This is a genomic window from Sphingomonas sp. UYP23, from assembly GCF_054059235.1.
Window position 1 is genome coordinate 1,480,803 of the sequence record NZ_JBSSBX010000001.1, and the last position, 15,092, is coordinate 1,495,894.

21 protein-coding genes are annotated in these 15,092 nt (G+C 58.5%); 13 read left to right on the top strand and 8 right to left on the bottom strand.

Annotated features, from left to right (window positions below; all coding sequences use genetic code 11):
• Window positions 1–58: 58 nt before the first annotated feature.
• Window positions 59–550, top strand: a complete 492-nt coding sequence (locus tag ACVWYO_RS07320; RefSeq protein ID WP_457349457.1) for a BrnT family toxin — start codon at window positions 59–61, stop codon at window positions 548–550.
• A gap of 102 nt (window positions 551–652) precedes the next feature.
• On the opposite strand, the gene ACVWYO_RS07325 is transcribed toward ACVWYO_RS07320, so the two are convergent.
• The gene (locus ACVWYO_RS07325; protein WP_457349459.1) at window positions 653–1,144 is read right to left on the bottom strand and encodes a GNAT family N-acetyltransferase; all 492 of its coding nucleotides are present in this window, start codon (window positions 1,142–1,144) and stop codon (window positions 653–655) included.
• Window positions 1,145–1,321: 177 nt separating this feature from the next.
• Here ACVWYO_RS07325 and ACVWYO_RS07330 point away from each other — a divergent pair, with 177 nt between their 5' ends.
• Complete coding sequence (locus ACVWYO_RS07330; RefSeq protein WP_457349437.1) at window positions 1,322–2,761, top strand: IS1182 family transposase; 1,440 nt, start codon at window positions 1,322–1,324, stop codon at window positions 2,759–2,761.
• A 243-nt stretch (window positions 2,762–3,004) separates the two neighbouring features.
• Entirely contained in the window at window positions 3,005–3,562 is a 558-nt protein-coding gene (locus ACVWYO_RS07335) for a recombinase family protein (RefSeq protein WP_457349461.1), read from the top strand.
• Between the two features lie 48 nt (window positions 3,563–3,610).
• Here ACVWYO_RS07335 and ACVWYO_RS07340 read toward each other — a convergent pair whose 3' ends face one another.
• Together ACVWYO_RS07340 and ACVWYO_RS07345 are read right to left on the bottom strand one after the other, a co-directional pair.
• Window positions 3,611–4,132, bottom strand: coding sequence for a DUF1993 domain-containing protein (locus ACVWYO_RS07340; protein WP_457349463.1), 522 nt, complete (start codon window positions 4,130–4,132; stop codon window positions 3,611–3,613).
• Window positions 4,133–4,308: 176 nt separating this feature from the next.
• Window positions 4,309–4,539, bottom strand: a complete 231-nt coding sequence (locus tag ACVWYO_RS07345) for a hypothetical protein (RefSeq protein ID WP_457349465.1) — start codon at window positions 4,537–4,539, stop codon at window positions 4,309–4,311.
• Window positions 4,540–4,902: 363 nt separating this feature from the next.
• On the opposite strand from ACVWYO_RS07345, the gene ACVWYO_RS07350 reads away from it, so the two are divergent.
• Window positions 4,903–5,553 carry a hypothetical protein gene (locus ACVWYO_RS07350; RefSeq protein WP_457349467.1) on the top strand — a complete coding sequence of 217 codons (651 nt, stop codon included), beginning with the start codon at window positions 4,903–4,905 and terminating at the stop codon, window positions 5,551–5,553.
• A gap of 292 nt (window positions 5,554–5,845) precedes the next feature.
• Window positions 5,846–6,415, top strand: coding sequence for a hypothetical protein (locus ACVWYO_RS07355; protein ID WP_457349469.1), 570 nt, complete (start codon window positions 5,846–5,848; stop codon window positions 6,413–6,415).
• Window positions 6,416–6,508: 93 nt separating this feature from the next.
• Here the strand turns inward: ACVWYO_RS07355 and ACVWYO_RS07360 are convergent, their stop codons facing one another.
• From ACVWYO_RS07360 to ACVWYO_RS07370, 3 genes are all read right to left on the bottom strand, one after another.
• On the bottom strand, window positions 6,509–6,949 hold the full coding sequence (locus ACVWYO_RS07360) for a hypothetical protein (protein ID WP_457349471.1): 441 nt from the start codon (window positions 6,947–6,949) through the stop codon (window positions 6,509–6,511).
• A gap of 352 nt (window positions 6,950–7,301) precedes the next feature.
• Window positions 7,302–7,688, bottom strand: a complete 387-nt coding sequence (locus ACVWYO_RS07365) for a type II toxin-antitoxin system VapC family toxin (protein ID WP_457349473.1) — start codon at window positions 7,686–7,688, stop codon at window positions 7,302–7,304.
• Window positions 7,685–7,930, bottom strand: coding sequence for an AbrB/MazE/SpoVT family DNA-binding domain-containing protein (locus ACVWYO_RS07370; RefSeq protein WP_457349475.1), 246 nt, complete (start codon window positions 7,928–7,930; stop codon window positions 7,685–7,687). Before ACVWYO_RS07370 ends, ACVWYO_RS07365 begins: the two co-directional genes overlap by 4 nt.
• A gap of 269 nt (window positions 7,931–8,199) precedes the next feature.
• On the opposite strand from ACVWYO_RS07370, the gene ACVWYO_RS07375 reads away from it, so the two are divergent.
• The 3 genes from ACVWYO_RS07375 (at window position 8,200) to ACVWYO_RS07385 (ending at window position 9,851) form a co-directional block, all read left to right on the top strand.
• Window positions 8,200–8,844, top strand: a complete 645-nt coding sequence (locus ACVWYO_RS07375; RefSeq protein WP_457349477.1) for a recombinase family protein — start codon at window positions 8,200–8,202, stop codon at window positions 8,842–8,844.
• 258 nt (window positions 8,845–9,102) lie between these two features.
• The gene (locus tag ACVWYO_RS07380) at window positions 9,103–9,363 is read left to right on the top strand and encodes an alpha/beta fold hydrolase (protein ID WP_457355139.1); all 261 of its coding nucleotides are present in this window, start codon (window positions 9,103–9,105) and stop codon (window positions 9,361–9,363) included.
• Window positions 9,294–9,851 (top strand): alpha/beta fold hydrolase, encoded by a 558-nt coding sequence (locus tag ACVWYO_RS07385; RefSeq protein ID WP_457349479.1) that lies wholly within the window; start codon window positions 9,294–9,296, stop codon window positions 9,849–9,851. Before ACVWYO_RS07380 ends, ACVWYO_RS07385 begins: the two co-directional genes overlap by 70 nt.
• 259 nt (window positions 9,852–10,110) lie before the next feature.
• Here ACVWYO_RS07385 and ACVWYO_RS07390 read toward each other — a convergent pair whose 3' ends face one another.
• The gene (locus ACVWYO_RS07390; protein WP_457349481.1) at window positions 10,111–10,662 is read right to left on the bottom strand and encodes a TetR/AcrR family transcriptional regulator; all 552 of its coding nucleotides are present in this window, start codon (window positions 10,660–10,662) and stop codon (window positions 10,111–10,113) included.
• Between the two features lie 82 nt (window positions 10,663–10,744).
• Here ACVWYO_RS07390 and ACVWYO_RS07395 point away from each other — a divergent pair, with 82 nt between their 5' ends.
• Together ACVWYO_RS07395 and ACVWYO_RS07400 are read left to right on the top strand one after the other, a co-directional pair.
• Window positions 10,745–11,488, top strand: a complete 744-nt coding sequence (locus ACVWYO_RS07395; protein ID WP_457354901.1) for an SDR family NAD(P)-dependent oxidoreductase — start codon at window positions 10,745–10,747, stop codon at window positions 11,486–11,488.
• 72 nt (window positions 11,489–11,560) lie between these two features.
• A complete protein-coding gene (locus ACVWYO_RS07400; protein ID WP_457349483.1) occupies window positions 11,561–11,845 on the top strand; it encodes a hypothetical protein in 285 nt (94 codons plus the stop codon).
• Window positions 11,846–11,990: 145 nt separating this feature from the next.
• Here the strand turns inward: ACVWYO_RS07400 and ACVWYO_RS07405 are convergent, their stop codons facing one another.
• On the bottom strand, window positions 11,991–12,725 hold the full coding sequence (locus tag ACVWYO_RS07405; RefSeq protein WP_457349485.1) for an SDR family oxidoreductase: 735 nt from the start codon (window positions 12,723–12,725) through the stop codon (window positions 11,991–11,993).
• A gap of 137 nt (window positions 12,726–12,862) precedes the next feature.
• Between ACVWYO_RS07405 and ACVWYO_RS07410 the strand changes: the two genes are divergently transcribed.
• The 3 genes from ACVWYO_RS07410 to ACVWYO_RS07420 all read left to right on the top strand — a co-directional run bounded on the left by ACVWYO_RS07410 (window position 12,863) and on the right by ACVWYO_RS07420 (window position 15,092).
• A complete protein-coding gene (locus ACVWYO_RS07410) occupies window positions 12,863–13,456 on the top strand; it encodes a TetR/AcrR family transcriptional regulator (RefSeq protein ID WP_457349487.1) in 594 nt (197 codons plus the stop codon).
• 204 nt (window positions 13,457–13,660) lie between these two features.
• Window positions 13,661–14,446, top strand: a complete 786-nt coding sequence (locus tag ACVWYO_RS07415) for an SDR family NAD(P)-dependent oxidoreductase (RefSeq protein WP_457349489.1) — start codon at window positions 13,661–13,663, stop codon at window positions 14,444–14,446.
• Window positions 14,436–15,092, top strand: a complete 657-nt coding sequence (locus tag ACVWYO_RS07420; RefSeq protein ID WP_457349491.1) for a TetR family transcriptional regulator — start codon at window positions 14,436–14,438, stop codon at window positions 15,090–15,092. Before ACVWYO_RS07415 ends, ACVWYO_RS07420 begins: the two co-directional genes overlap by 11 nt.

The window sequence follows — 15,092 nt, forward strand, 5'->3', positions numbered from 1 at the left end:
TTCTTTTTGGGTGCACAATAATTGTTGTTGCCGCGATTAATTGGGTGTACGGAAATCTATGAGGATCGAGTTCGCCCCTGCCAAGGACCGCGCGAATGCCGCCAAGCACGGCGTGTCGCTCGTGGCAGCGGAAGGGTTCGATTGGGACACGGCATTGGAGCGCGAGGACGATCGTTTCAATTACGGGGAAGCCCGGTTCGTTGCCCTTGGTCTGATCGGTGACCGCCCGCACGTGCTGGTGTTCGCCGAAGGCTCTCACGAAGATGCGGTGCGCGCCATCAGCCTGCGTCCCGCAGGAAAGCATGAGGTGAGGTCTACTATGGGCAAGTTTGATCCCGAAATTCACGACGATAGTCCATCGCTCAACGCTGCGTTTATGGCTGGCATGACTCCATCGCGGCGCGGTCGGCCGAGGCTGGAAACGCCAAAGGTCGAAATCAAAATCCGCTTGGACGCCGCAACGGTCGAGCATCTGCGTGGCAGCGGCCCTGGATGGCAGACTCGCGTGAACGCCTTGTTGGGCCAACTAGTGGAGGCGGGGCAAATTTAGCGACCCATCCGTCTCGCTAACGATCGAATTTCGGGAATGTCCGGGACGGGCGGAAAGCGCACATTGAGAAAACGGCGCGTGGAGGCCGATCCTCGTGAAGCTCTAAGGTGCCAGCGTTTTCCGATAGCCGTCCTGGAGGGGTTTGCCGTCTAGGTCGCCAGCTGGATCGTGAACAAAGCCGCAAGTAAGATAGAGTCGGGCCTGACTGGGAACCCCTCGCCGGGCGTGAAGGCAGAGTACGGTCGCGCCAGAGGCGCGCGCGCGCAGTTGAGCTTCATGAAGAAGCTCCCGGGCTATCCCTCTCCTATGCCGCCGAGGGTCTACTGCAAGCAATCCCAGGGTCCAAGCGTCGGAAATCCATGCTTCAGAGTTGGAGGAAGGGGGCGTCAACGTTACGGTTCCCATGGCCACTCCCTCATGTTCGTAAATGAAGCAGGTTGAGAGGGGGCTCCGGCAGGCATGACCGTTAAGGTAGCGTTCTCGCTCGGGCGTCATTTTTACGCTTGTTGCCGCGTAGAGGTGAGAGAAGCTCCTGATCAGAAGCTTGGCGAGGACATCGTCATCCGCGGGTTGTGCGATGCGTATTCCGGTCATGTCCACCCATTCTCAATTAAGGCGCCCCCCATGTAACGGCCACGCGGCTTTTTACGGCTTAAATTAAGCGGCAGCTAGCCACCAAAGCCGGTCATTCATGATGCACAAATTACACAGACCGTGTGAAAACCCGGTCTGAGGATTCCCGCGGATCGCGGCGCGTGGTACGTTTCTGTCATGGCGCATTTGTCTGGAACGGACCGCTCGCAGCTCCTGCTGCTACCCGAGGCGGTTGATGATTATGTCGGGCCGGACAATCCGGTCAGGTTCATTGAGGCCTTCGTCGACGGGCTCGACCTTGGTGCGGCCGGGTTCGTCCGCGTACAGCCAAAGGCGACGGGCCGCCCTGGCTACGATCCGGCTGATCTGCTCAAGCTCTACATCTATGGCTACCTGAACCGGATCCGGTCGAGCCGTCGCCTGGAAGCCGAGACGCACCGCAATATTGAAGCCATCTGGCTGCTGCGGCACCTGAAGCCGGACTTCAAAACCATCGCCGACTTCCGCCGCGACAACCGTGCCGCCTTCAAGGCGGTGTTCCGCGAGTTCGTGGTGCTGTGTCGTCAGCTCGACCTGTTCGGGCGCGAGCTCGTGGCGGTGGACGGCACGCGCATCAAGGCGGTCAACAACAAGACCCGAAACTTCACTCGGACATCGCTGGCCAAGTTCATTCAGGACGCGGACGAGAAGCTCGCCGGCTACATGAAACGGCTTGATGAGGGGGATGCCGACGAAGACCGCACTCCCAGCGGCGGTCCCAGCAAACGCGACAGCAAATTGGCGGAGAAGATCGCCGCTATCCAGGGAAAGCGCGATCGTCACAAAGAAATGGTTGCCGAACTGGATCGCACCGGTGCCGACCAGATCTCGCTTACAGACCCGGACGCCCGCGCGATGGCGCGCATGACCAAGGTGGGGGTCGGCTACAACATTCAGCTCGCTATCGACGTGAAGCACAAGCTGATCGCCGAGCAGGCGGTGAGCAACCAGGTCCTCGACCTGGGACTGCTCGCCCAGACCGCGACAGCGGCAATGGAAGCGCTCGGCGTCGAGCGGATCGAGGCAGTCGCCGACCGCGGCTACTTCAAGATCGAGGACATCGAGGCCTGCGAGGCGGCAGGCATCACGGCTTACGTGCCCAAGCCAATCCGCGGCTCCGCTGTGCGTGAGGGCTTCTTCGGCAAGGAGGTGTTCCGCTACGAGCCGGACCAGGATGTCTTTATCTGCCCGGCCGGGGCAGCGCTCTCGCCGCGCTACCGGGGCAAGTCGCGCGACAATGTGAAGATCGACTACGCCAACCGCGATGCCTGCAAGGCGTGCGCGCTGAGATCGCGCTGTACTCGGTCCTTCCGCCGTGTCTCCCGCCTGGAGAACGAGGCCGTTCTCGACCGCATGGCAACGCGTCTGTCGCTGCGACCTGAAATGCTCGACCAACGTCGTAATAGTGTCGAGCATCCCTTTGGGACCATCAAGCAATGGATGGGCCAGGGCGCGTTCCTGATGCGCCGGCTGGAGAACGTCCGCGGCGAGTTCAGCTTAACCGCTCTCGCCTACAATATCAGACGGGCCATAACCCTGGTCGGTGTGCCGGGCCTGATCGCCGCAGTAAGGGCGTAAAAGCGGCCTTCTTGCGCCTCGAACGCCAAACCGGACCTCCAACAGGCCGTCTCTCGCCGCCTCAAGGCCCTCAACGAGCACCTTCCGGGCTTGTTCGGTTGTCGAACCGCTCCAGATTGGAATCGCTAACGCCAACCGCGCTATTCACGACTTTCCACACGGTCTGTACAAGTTTTGCATCAATTAAAAATGGCCGAAATCCGGGCACTTCCCTGATGCATAAATCCAATGCACAATTGGACTATGATTTACGGCTATGCACGCGTCTCATCCAGCGGTCAGGACCTGGCGCAGCAACTCGCCCAGCTTGACGCGGTCGGCTGTACGAAGGTCTATCGAGAGAAGATCAGCGGGGCGACTGCCGAGCGTTTCCAGCTCAAGCGGGCGATCGGCGCGCTCGATGCCGGAGACGTACTGATGGTGACGTCGACTGACCGTCTCGCCCGCAACACCCGTGACCTGTTGAACATCCTCCATGCGGTGAAGGAGGCCGGCGCGGGCTTCCGCTCGATCGCTGAGCCGATGGTGGATACCACCTCGCAGTTCGCCGAGGTCATCATTGCCGTGCTGGGTGTGGCGGCAAGCTACGAGCGCCATCGTATTACCGAACGCACGGCTGCCGGCAGGGTTCAGGCCAAGGCCCGTGGCGTGAAGTTCGGCCGACGAGCTGCCCTAACCCTCCATCAGCAGGCTGAAGCGCTACAGCGGCTCGCAGCGGGCGATACGCAACACACGGTTGCCGCCCTGTTCGATGTCAGCCAGGCTACAATATCGCGGCTTCGTCAAAAGCATGCCGAATGACCCTATGTGAGTGGAATGCCGACTGACCGGTTTGCGGTCGCATCACTGCTACTTGGTCAGCGGTAGCCGGCCGAGATAGTCAACTTTTCCAATGCGAAGTCCCTTATAACGCAAAATATCGTATGCAGTTGTGGCGTGAAAATAGAAGTTAGGAACAGAGAAGGTAAGGAGAAAATCTTCGGCTGCGAAATCCGCGTGATAATCTTTGATCACGATTTGTATTGGGCGACCAACGAAGGCGTCGATTTCTGCGGGCTTCAATGCTGCGAGTACTAAACGGGCAGTTTCGAGGCGACCAGAGAGCGCGGAAAAGCTTTTGTCAAAAGGTGCCATATCTGGCGAAAAACTGCCGTTTTGAACACCTTCTATCGCTCCGATTGAATGCACAACTGTCGATTTGATCTGATATGCAAAGGAATGCATGTCCGACGCGAGCCGCGCGTCGAAAATCTCAATTTCGTCAATGCCTGCTTCCGAGCAATGCGCTTCGGCCTTTGCAAGGAGCTTACCGAGGTTTTCTAACATCTTAATATAAGGCGGCACCACCGCTGCATATAGAGAATAAGTCATCGCTGTTCCCTAAAATTTGGTTCTGAGGTTGTGGCATGTCTTCTGCTACAACGGCAGTTGGCGCTAGCGGCATGGCCGCTTCGATCCGCGAATGACCGGGATAGCAAAAAGCGCCCAGGATACGACATTCGAGCCCGGTTACGAGCGAACGGCGGACGAACCTAAATTGTCCTGCTCTACCTCGCTAAAACGACGATCTTCGTGGGATCGTCGTCTCCATGCTGCGCCCTGGCTTCGTTCTTGTATCTCTCAAGATTGTCTCGGACGTACGCGATTGCCTCCTGACGAGAGACCGCATACCCGGCATCATTCGAAACATAAGGATCGGGAATGAAAACGTAGCGGTCGATCCCGCCCCAGTGAGCGGTGAACCGGATTTCGCCGTCGACGGCATCTACGGTATTCAATTTCAAGCTCCTCCCGCATGCTTGCGGCCCACGCGACTAAGAAAAGCTCAGCCTTTGTTCCGCTCAGCGTCAACCGGATTCTGGCTACGCCACTGATCAGCGAGAGGACAACGGCAGCTTGCCACCAGGCCCCAACATCCGCGATCGACAGCGCATCGGATTTCTGCATCACCGCAATGCCGAGATTTCGCCGTTCCGAGCCTGATGCAAAACTTGTGATTTTCGCATCATGAACGCGGGAACGACTGATCAGCAACGGTCGATTTCGAAGCATTAGTGATTGGGAAACGGACATGCGATATTTCGCGCCGTTCATCACGGATGAAGACAATGCGACCACCCACTCCCTCTACGATAACCCGAATGCGGGTGCTGTCGGCTTTATTTGTCATTGTGACACCTTTGGGGCCAATCAATGCTCAAGGAAACATTGGATATCAACCTGCCGATTATAATGACGGTAAATTTCACTACGAAACGAACGAGCAGCGGTTCGAAGGCTTCACTGTTGTTAGATATATCGAGGATTGCCGAGCCGTTCCGATGCTTGATCAAGGGTGTTGGTTGACTAAGAACGCCCGGCTAACATGGATGGATAGTACCAAGACAATCGGATTTACTTTTACCGATGATGGTGTTGGCGTGTCGTTTAGCTCGAATAGCAAAAGTACTGACAAGAAATCATCTTGTATTGAGCAATCGGTTTTGATTGGGTATGATCCCAAACCAAGCACGGCTGAAAATATACAGAAGTTACTGCCATTCATAGAGCGCTCAATTCGAGCATGCCCCGAAATTGCATCTGCTGACTTGAAGCGAGCAATGATCGAACTTAAATCCTCAGGGGAGTCATATGCAACGGCCGCAAACGCATGGAAGGGCGTTGCACAAGAACTCTTTGGTCCAAAGCAAACTCGCTGTGTCGCGGATCGGCAAGTAGACCAAGGGCCGGGTAGGCTCCCACGTTATGTGTGCACACGCTTTTCGGACGGTTCTCAACCTCCAAAGTATTGATATCTTGCCATTATAGGGTCGAAATTAGGCGTTTGCCGGGCGCTCTACTGCTTCCTAATTTTGATGCAAAACTTTTGACTTTTGCATCACGAATGGCCGGGATTGGTGGATAGCAGACAGGCGGCTACCCCCTCGTGAGGCCCTAGTTCTTCTGTCCGGCAATGCGTTCTAAATAGTATACAGCTTTACGTTCGTTTCGGGCCGGTTCAACGTGCGATATTGCCGCGACCTGATTTGACGACGCGGCGACTGGGAGACCTATCAGGGCTCCCGCTCTAGGAGAGCAGAGTGCATGTTTCGGTTTAAGTTCGAACCCGACATTTCATTGTTGACCGCCACCCGATCTGGACTTTGGTCGCTGGAGACTGTCAGAGCATATGAGGCGTCTCTCCGAATAGAGTTGGCCAAACTTGGTGTCACCGCACGTCCGACGGCATTCATAATCGATATTCGATCGAGCGGGGCGCAGGAAAAAAGTGTCGCAGAAGCATTACGACGTATGGTGGCAGGACTAGGTCATCTTAATGCTGATCGGACTGTCGTTGTTACGTCTTCCGGCATCGCCAAGCTGGAAGCGACGAGAGTTGCTGACGCCAACGCACGAGTCTTCACCTCCATGGTTCTCGCCAGAGACTGGGCGTTGGGCACCACCAACCCTAGGCTGGTCGGGCCCCCGGTGCACGATGCTCCCAGCAACGCGGAGGTCGAAGGGAGCGTTGTCCACGTTTTAGGCCCGGATAGTGTCGATGTGATGCTTACTCCAGCGGCCGCACTGGAGACAGCGAAGCGAATTGGGGCCGCGGCTGAGGAGGCTTTGCTTGTAGCGCCGACGGCGACGACACCGAACAAGCCCGCAACATAACGCATATACCTGAGCTTAGCAGCGCGGGGATAGCGCGACATCTTCCGCCGTCGGAACGTCCGCAACTGGGCGCTAACTGCCTTTCGACTCTGCTCATACGAAACGAGCAGAAGACCCGTCTGCGAAGCGGACCGACAGACCTCGATGATCAATGGACCACTCACGCGCGGTATCTATCCGCAGCCAGAAGCGGTTCGCTATGGCCACGATACGAGCGTTACCACACCCGACGACGGTGATAATCCCAGCACTTGCTCCAGCTGTCGCGAGCTTCCCATGCATCTGCCCAGGAATACTGGCCCACTTGAGCTTGCCGGGGCCGACACTGTTGCATGCCCAGGAGCCGGTGACAGTGTGATCAGGATTGAACCTCAACGTCGCGACCTCCATTCCGCGTTTGATCACCCTTTCGCTGGGCAATTTTTGTAAAACCCAAACGTGATCCGAGGGTTCGCGCTCGGTAGGGCGGGTAACCCCCGCGTCAGGGGCAAGAACGGCGAACATTCCAACGACCAATAAGGCCAAATTCGTCACCGCTTTGCCTCCAAATTGTCCGCTATCAGTGCGCCGGCATAGCACAGTGTGATGACCGGATGTGGTTGCTTCCTATCGTCGCAAAAGGAACACCTTTTGCACGCCCGCGTCACTACGTCCGTTTCCTGCATACACGAACTGATAAGACCGGCACGCCCCATGCCCTGCCCTGCCCTGCCCTGCCCTGCTCGTTTCTGCTCTGCTCTGCGCATTCGCCGCCAATTCGGCGATTTCTGCCCGTGTCCGAAACCGATCGGTTTCGGACACGACAACCAACCGATCGCTTCATGGAGCCATTAAGCATGCGCAGATACATCGGTCCCCGCTCTGCCTGTCCGCCAAGCAGAGCGCTTTAACGGATCGTCACAACCTTGACTTCGACGGCATCCGCGATCTTCTTCCAGTTCTGATCGCTGGTCCACGCGGGCAACCCATCCCGCCGAGCAAGCGCCAGGCAGAAGCGATCTCCAAGGCTAAGGCCCGCCTCGGCCGTCATGGCGCGTAGCCGGCCGGCAATTTGCGCCAGAGCCTTGTCGGCTGGTACCACCGTCAGTGGCAGCGGATCGAGCATGGCATCGACTTCCCGCTCGGGCATACCGGCATGGATAAAGTGCGTGACGACCTCAGCGTAGTTCACGCTGCTCACTCTCGCTCCAGCGATCCCGGCTGCAACCTTCGCAGATCCCTTTTCACCTTTGATCATGGCGATGAGCGCCGATGCGTCAAGCACCACGGTCATTCGCCACTGTCCTCACGTCGACGGTTAAGGAATGCGTCAACCGAGGCGTCTGGGTTACCACAGGTGTACTGCTTGGCTAATGCCTGCGCTCTCGCCACTGCTTGGTTCGCGGTTCGCAAAACGACACCATCTTCCGTTTCGTCAAGATAGACCGCACCGCCGCCAATCAGACCCAAACGCTTACGAATGTCTGCTGGCAGGCTCATTCGCCCATTCGGCGTTATGTTGATCTGTAGGGTCATCGAAAGCCTCGCAAAAGGTCTATGGCATTATCTGCCAGCGTTAGCTCATCGGCCCCGAAAAAGCTATACATCAGTTGCGTGTCACGCAAGGAGTATTGTGACATAAAAACAATGCCGTGCCCCTAGAAGCGACCTCAACCAATTTCGGCGCGCATCCGGTTCATTTAGTGTATACCTTTCAAAGACCGGTCTGCAGCAGGTGCTTTATATCCCGTTCGATTACTCAAAAAGGACTGGACAAACAAGTACCACGTATCACAGACCAAGCCATGTTCATCCGTGCCTACCTCCGCGCTTCCACATCCGAACAAGATGCATCACGCGCCCGCGACGTCCTCGATGCTTTCGCCGTTGAGCAGAAGCTGCGGATCGCGGCGCGCTATGTCGAGAATGAAAGCGGGGCCAAGCTCGAGCGACCCGTGCTGTTCCGCCTGTTGGCCGATTGCGAACCCGGTGATGTCTTGCTGGTAGAACAAGTCGATCGGCTGTCCCGTCTCACCTCGCCGGACTGGCTGCGGCTGCGCAGCCTGATCGATGCAAAGCAGGTCCGCATCGTCGCGTTGGACCTGCCGACCTCGTGGAGCCTGGTTGCGCCCGCAGACGAGTTCACCGGCCGCATGTTCGCGGCCGTCAATGCCATGATGCTCGACGTGCTCGCTGCGGTCGCACGCAAGGACTATGAAGATCGGCGTCGCCGGCAGGCTGAAGGCACTGCCAAGGCCAAGGCAGCCGGCCTCTATAAGGGCCGCCCCGAGAACAAGACCCGCAACGCTGCCATTTCTTCCCTGCTGCGCGACGGCCGCAGTTGGCGAGAGATCATAGATGCCACCGGATGCAGCCGCACCCTGCTCGCCAAGATCGCTCGCGATCGCCGGCTGCTTAAGTCCGTTACGCCAGCGGAAACGGATGGCTGAACCATTCCCGTAACTCCATCTCGGTCAGGCCATTTCGAGAAAATGGTTTTGGGAACGGATTTTGAGAATGTTGCTCTGTCTGCGCCGCGTTTCCGCCCCCTGCCCTGCCGCTATCCCAGCCATCCTTCCTAATCGAGAAATTGCTTGAAAACGGAACAACCGCTATCGACCCCGGAGCAGACGTTGATTAGCATGAGCCGTTCGGCCTATGGCGCGAAGCTGGGAAGCTAGACAGCCGTTGATCCGAGAAGGCGCGATATGACTCACGGTAACGACAAAGCGCCCGTTCTGCTCGTCCATGGCTTGATCGGTTCCCTGCTTGACCTTCTGCCTGCTTTCGCTAGTTGCAACGTGACTGCATACGCCCCCGACCTGATCGGATATGGTGCACATAGGGCCGCCCGGCCCGAGGATATCAGTCTGCCCGCGCAAGTCGCCCACCTGCTCAGTTGTTTGATACTCATCGCCTCGATCGCGTTCACCTGGTCGGGCATTCCGTCGGTGGTGCAATTGCCATGATGTTCGCCCACGCCCACCGGGACCGAGTGGCGTCCATCATTAGTGTGGAAGGAAACTTTTCTCTCGCGGACGCATTCTGGTCTGCCGGTGTCGCGCAGATGGCGCCTTGCAAAGTCGAGCAAATGATGTCGGAATTCAGAGCCGATTTGCCCGCATGGCTGAAGCGCTCAGGGATCGAACCGACACCCGAACACCTCTCTGCAGCCGATCGGTTGCTCTCCCATCAGCCCGCGTCCACTGTTCAAGCAACCGCGCAATCCGTTGTGTCGATCACGGGAGACCCGACTTACGAATCTGCCGTAAGGTCCGTCTTCGAGAGCACTTTGCCGGCCCACCTGGTCGCTGGCGAGCGTTCGCGCAGTGGCTGGGCAATTCCGGAATGGGCAACCTCTCTCGCGGCGAGCGATACCACGCTACCCGGCGGGCATTTGATGATGGTGGAGAACCCGCAGCAGTTTGCGAGAACAGTTGTAACTCTCACGTCATAATCGGTATTGCTCAAGCGAGATCTGCACCGCACTGAACGCTCTGCCGATCAAAACCGGCAATTCCGAATTCCACCCAACCCGGTCATTCTCGGAACACCATCCTTGTAAGACGGCGCTGACTGTCACGAGTGCCCTTCGTTTTCGGGAACCTGGATCGGCTCAAGGTCAATTCACCGTCTCGGCTGCAAGAGCTTGGAAACGTCGCTGTCGACGGGAGGATCGAGTACGAAGCGGGGATAAGACAAGATCACCGAACTCGTCAACGCACGCACATGCCGTTGAGGAGCAGATCCACCAGATGAGCAATGCGCGGCGCCGGTGCGCTGTCCTTTTCCACCGCGATAGATATCGCGCTCACCACACAGATAATGTCGTTGAAGCTGGCGTCCTCACGAATGATACCGGCTTGCTGCGTGCGCTTAAGCAGTCGCTGCCCTTCCGCAGTAATCGCAGTGCAGCCAGGTGTCCCATGTTGGATGACGGTCCCGAGCGAAGCCGCAAGGCTCTGATAGACACTCGTGTTCATCGCGAGATCCTCAAGAAACTGGCGCATCGCGTCTCCGAGATCATGATCCGCGTCTCGCGCGCGGCTCTTCGCCGCGACCGACAGAAACCGCTCGTTGCTGGTGGCCGCCAACAGCGCCTCTCGCGTAGGGAAGCGGCGATAGAGTGTCCCGATCCCGACAGCCGCTCGCTTGGCCACTTCGTCCAGCGAGACGCCGGCACCTCGCTCAATGAATGCTTCCTCTGCCGCGACGAGGATGCGCTGGCGGTTGCGTTCCGCGTCAACACGTAGGCCAACCTCGATCATTTCCTTCTTCCTCGCCTTGCCAAGTGGAGAATGTCTCCATATTTGAGTGGAGAGTTCCTCCACTTGCTCGAAAGTTGATATGATGGCTAAGCGGTTCGAAGACAAGGTTGTGGTGATTACCGGCGGCAGTGACGGCATCGGGTTGGCATCCGCGCAGCTCTTCGCGCAGGAGGGAGCGTGCGTGTACATCAGCGCGCGGCGTCAGGCCGTGCTCGATCAGGCGGTCAGCCAGATCGGTCACGGTGCGGTCGGCGTACAGGGTGACGTCACGAACCTCGCCGACCTTACGACGCTCTACGAGCGCATCAAGCGTGACCACGGCAAGGTCGATGTCGTGTTCGCCAATGCCGGCATGCACGAGCCCGTTCCGCTCGAAGCGATCGACGAAGCCCATTTCGATTCGACGTTCGGCCTCAACGTAAAAGGTCTGCTCTTCACCGTGCAGAAAGCACTGCCGCTGATGACGCAAGGGGGCGTGATCGTCCTCAATGGCTCGATTGCGGGTTCCAAGGCCTATCCGGGCCAGTCGCTCTACAACGCCAGCAAGGCAGCGGTTCGCTCCTTTGCACGGAGTTGGACCAACGATCTGAAAGATCGCGGCATCCGGGTGAATGTCGTCTCGCCAGGTGCCACCGAGACAGATCTGATCCGGAGCTTTTTCGACAGCACCCCAAGAGCTGAAGAAGAGGTCATCAAGGGGGTTCCACTCGGGCGTCTGGCGCGACTCGAAGATGTCGCGAACGCCGTGCTGTTCCTGGCATCGAGCGAAAGCAGCTTCGTCGCAGGTCATGAGCTCTTCGTTGATGGCGGCGTCGCTGCTGTCTGACTCCGAGACATCGATACATCGAAGCCTTGAAAGCGCTCTCAATGCGCTCCGAGAAAACTGAAGGATAACCCAATGACGATGCCCGAACAGTCCCTGACCACCCTTCACCTCAAGCGCCAAGAAGGCGTGCTGTGGGTCTCGATCGACGTCCCGCCCGTCAACCTCATGACGGCGTTCACCGAGACCAACTTTCTTAGCCACGTTCGTGATGACAAATTGCGCGCGCAGATGCAGGAAGCGGCTGGCAAATTTGCGATGGACCCGCAGTCGGTGGCCAAGGCCATCGCTTATGTGATCGAGCAGCCCGAACAGGTCAATATCGGAGAGATCGTGAGCCGATCATTGAACCAGCCGTGACCTGCGAAGCAGCTCCGGCTTCCCGAAACAGCATCCTTTTGAGAATGTTCCGGCCTTCTCACGCGCGCTCCTGCTGGGGAAAGCGGCATCTATCCGGCCATCATCCGATCAAGAAGCCGGCTGGCTTTCTGATCAGATGGGTGAGTCACCACGGGATTTCACCAGACGCGCTGACAAAGCGGCCGGTTACCGTGTCGTCCTCCAGCAGAGCATAATGTACCGGCGTCTTCGCGGCGTCCTGCGGGGTGAGGAAGCCCTGCCCTCGTGTCAAATCGGTCTTTACGAAGCCGGGGCTGACCGCATTCACGACGATGGAGCTGCCTTTCAGCTCCTGCGCCAGTTGCACGGTCAGCATGTTGACCGCGGCTTTGGACGCATTGTAGCCGATTAGGCGGGCCGAATAGAACGGGCTTGCCGGATCGCCGTTCGTAGCGAGGGAGCCCAAAGCAGTCGACAAGTTGACGATCCGGCCGGCGAGTGACTGGCGCAATAGCGGCAACACGGCCTGCGTCACGGCAAGGGTGCCGAAGAAGTTCGTTTCCATGGTTTCGCGCACCACGGCCAACGCCGTCTTGCTTGGTGCCCCGTCCTCTTCGACGTTCCAGATGCCGGCATTGTTCACGAGAATGTCGAGACGACCATACTTCTCCGTTATGGTCTGCGCAGCCTGATGGATGCTGGTTGCGTCGGTGAGGTTGATCCGCACATAGGTGGCGGCGATGCCCTCAGTAGTAAGGTCGGTAGCCACCCGTCCGCCCTTGGTGGCATCCCGTGCGCCGATGATGACCGCGACACCAGCCTGCCCAAGCTGGCGGGCGATTTCCAACCCGATACCTTTGTTCGCACCCGTCACGAGCGCAACACGATCGAAATTCGCCATCATGAATAACCTTGGTTGGATAGGGTCACGCATATATATGAGGCTTACTTCAGCTTTTGGATTCGCTTTTGGCTTCGGTGTCGCAGCTTGATTTAACTCCCCGAAAAGCCCCGCGTCAGGCGCGGGCAAGCGTCACGGTGGACGCGATCTTCGAAGCCGCGATTCAGGTTTTGACGGTCATAGGGCCGACTGGTTTGACGACGACGCAGGTTGCGTCGCGGGCCGGCGTCTCGGTCGGTACGCTGTATCAGTATTTTCCGAATAAGCAGGCCATGTTGTACGCGCTTAGCGAGCGCTTGCTGGATGCCATGGCGACGCAGATCGAACTGGCTTGTCATTCGAAGCGCTGCGCCCCGTTGCGCCAGATGACCGAACGGTTCGTCAGTGCCTACTGGCAAGCGGTGACGGATCGTTGCGACGTGGCGCGGGCGCTTTACAGGATCGCTGCCCAGGTGGACACAGTGCCGCTGCTCGACGGCTTCTTTGACCGTGTGAGGGCGGCCATGTCTGCGATGTTCGCCAGCGCACCCGATGCGCGTTTCGATGACCTGACGATGGTCAGCCTGACGCTGCTTACGTCCATCACCGGCAGCGTTCGCGCGCTGTTCGATCGGAATCTGCCCAAGCCGTGGGCGTGCGATATAGAGCGGGAACTGATCCTGATGTGCCATGCGTACTTGGCCACCGCGAACTTGGCCAAGGACGCTTGTGCTCATCGGCTACCGGCGTAGCTGCCAATCGACGTGTGCCCGTCTGAAATCACTAGGTTCCCAAAAATCCATACTTTTGGGAAGACCTCGGCCGTCTCGCTGGCCGTTCGTTTGCGAGAAGCGGCTGACCGCTCGCCTTTGCCGGCCCGTATTTGCCTACAAGCCAAGCACCGTATATGACCATCAGTCAGATAAAATGACCAATGGCCATTTATGGAGAGAGAGATGGGTAAGGAGTGGGCTTTAATTACTGGCGCGTCAGGCGGGCTTGGCGAAGCGCTTGCTCGGGAGATGGCGGGGCGCGGCCGCAATGTCGCGCTCGCCGCGCGGGGTGAGTCCGCGATGCAGGCACTCGCATCCGAACTAAGCAAGCAGCACAAGGTGGAAACAAGGGTATATCCCGTCGACCTATCGACATCTGGCAGCGCGAAGGTGCTTACGGAGCGGCTGGACCGCGATGGGATCGAGCTCGATATGCTCTTGAACAACGCCGCTTTCGGCATGGCCGGCCCGTTCACTGATACCGACCACGAAAGACTGCTCGCCATGCTGCAGCTCGATGTCGTCACGCTGACCGAACTCTCTCTGGTGTTCGGCCGGCGAATGGCAGCGCGCGGGCATGGCCGCATCCTGCTCGTCGGCAGCCTCGCCTCGTTTAGTCCTTGTCCCAACTTGGCAGCCTATGCTGCGGCGAAGGCTTATGTCCTGTCGCTCGGCGAGGCATTGAACGTCGAACTCGCCCCCGCCGTAGGCGTCACCACGTTGCTGCCGGGCCTCATGGATACGGGCTTTAACACCGCTTCCGGGTTCAAAACGCCTGCGGGACTGCAACGTACGATTCTGCCGGTGGCGAAGGTGGCTAGGATTGGTGTGGACGCATTAATCGCGGGCAGATCTAGCGTAGTCGCGGGCCGGCTTAACAAGTTGACCGCCTTCAGCAACCGCTTGCTCTCTCGCCACCTCGTAGCAAAGGTCTCGGCCAGGGCGGGAGCGGCGGAGCGTGGCGCTTAAGCGGGCATACGGCGGCGAGGACAAGCAGGCGCGCCGACGGGCCATCCTTGCGGCCGCTGCCACGTTGTTTGGCGACGGGTGTGGCGATCTTCCCACGGCACACGCGATCGCGCAGGCCTGTGGCCTCGCCAAGGGCACGGTGTATTTGTACTTTCGATCGAAGGAGGCGATCTTCTCCGCCCTACTTCTGGAGGGGTGGGGCGAGGTTGTCGGCCTAGTAGAGAAAGCGTTCGCTCCCTCGAAGCCAGTGTTGGTCGACGACCCGACGGCAGCGTTCCTGGCCGCCTATGTCGCTCATCTCGACCGTCACCGCGAGCTTCTGAGGTTGGACGCGCTGCGGCCGACGCTGGAGCAGGGGCTCGACCTCGCGTCGCTGGCCGAGTTCAAGCGAACGTTTGTGGACCGGCTGGTCGCGGGCGGGGTGCTGATTGACCGGCGGTTGAGCCTGCGCGATGGCAAGGGCGTAAAGCTGCTGACGCGTACCCATGCGCTCACTTGCGGGCTATGGCAGTCGCTCGGGGTAACGCCCCTCGACGAAGAAAGCACGGCTGGTCGGATCGATGTGCTTCACCCAGACTTTTTCGATGAAATCACTGAGGCACTGGCCGAGTTCTGGCAGGGGGCGCTTATGCCAGCTGTTAAATGA

Bases quoted from the DNA above. Each gene is read 5' to 3' on its own strand.
- ACVWYO_RS07320 (WP_457349457.1), top strand. From the start codon at position 59: ATGAGGATCGAGTTCGCCCCTGCCAAGGACCGCGCGAATGCCGCCAAG.
- ACVWYO_RS07325 (WP_457349459.1), bottom strand. From the start codon at position 1,144: ATGACCGGAATACGCATCGCACAACCCGCGGATGACGATGTCCTCGCC.
- ACVWYO_RS07330 (WP_457349437.1), top strand. From the start codon at position 1,322: ATGGCGCATTTGTCTGGAACGGACCGCTCGCAGCTCCTGCTGCTACCC.
- ACVWYO_RS07335 (WP_457349461.1), top strand. From the start codon at position 3,005: ATGATTTACGGCTATGCACGCGTCTCATCCAGCGGTCAGGACCTGGCG.
- ACVWYO_RS07340 (WP_457349463.1), bottom strand. From the start codon at position 4,132: ATGACTTATTCTCTATATGCAGCGGTGGTGCCGCCTTATATTAAGATG.
- ACVWYO_RS07350 (WP_457349467.1), top strand. From the start codon at position 4,903: ATGCGGGTGCTGTCGGCTTTATTTGTCATTGTGACACCTTTGGGGCCA.
- ACVWYO_RS07355 (WP_457349469.1), top strand. From the start codon at position 5,846: ATGTTTCGGTTTAAGTTCGAACCCGACATTTCATTGTTGACCGCCACC.
- ACVWYO_RS07365 (WP_457349473.1), bottom strand. From the start codon at position 7,688: ATGACCGTGGTGCTTGACGCATCGGCGCTCATCGCCATGATCAAAGGT.
- ACVWYO_RS07370 (WP_457349475.1), bottom strand. From the start codon at position 7,930: ATGACCCTACAGATCAACATAACGCCGAATGGGCGAATGAGCCTGCCA.
- ACVWYO_RS07375 (WP_457349477.1), top strand. From the start codon at position 8,200: ATGTTCATCCGTGCCTACCTCCGCGCTTCCACATCCGAACAAGATGCA.
- ACVWYO_RS07380 (WP_457355139.1), top strand. From the start codon at position 9,103: ATGACTCACGGTAACGACAAAGCGCCCGTTCTGCTCGTCCATGGCTTG.
- ACVWYO_RS07390 (WP_457349481.1), bottom strand. From the start codon at position 10,662: ATGATCGAGGTTGGCCTACGTGTTGACGCGGAACGCAACCGCCAGCGC.
- ACVWYO_RS07395 (WP_457354901.1), top strand. From the start codon at position 10,745: ATGGCTAAGCGGTTCGAAGACAAGGTTGTGGTGATTACCGGCGGCAGT.
- ACVWYO_RS07400 (WP_457349483.1), top strand. From the start codon at position 11,561: ATGACGATGCCCGAACAGTCCCTGACCACCCTTCACCTCAAGCGCCAA.
- ACVWYO_RS07405 (WP_457349485.1), bottom strand. From the start codon at position 12,725: ATGGCGAATTTCGATCGTGTTGCGCTCGTGACGGGTGCGAACAAAGGT.
- ACVWYO_RS07415 (WP_457349489.1), top strand. From the start codon at position 13,661: ATGGGTAAGGAGTGGGCTTTAATTACTGGCGCGTCAGGCGGGCTTGGC.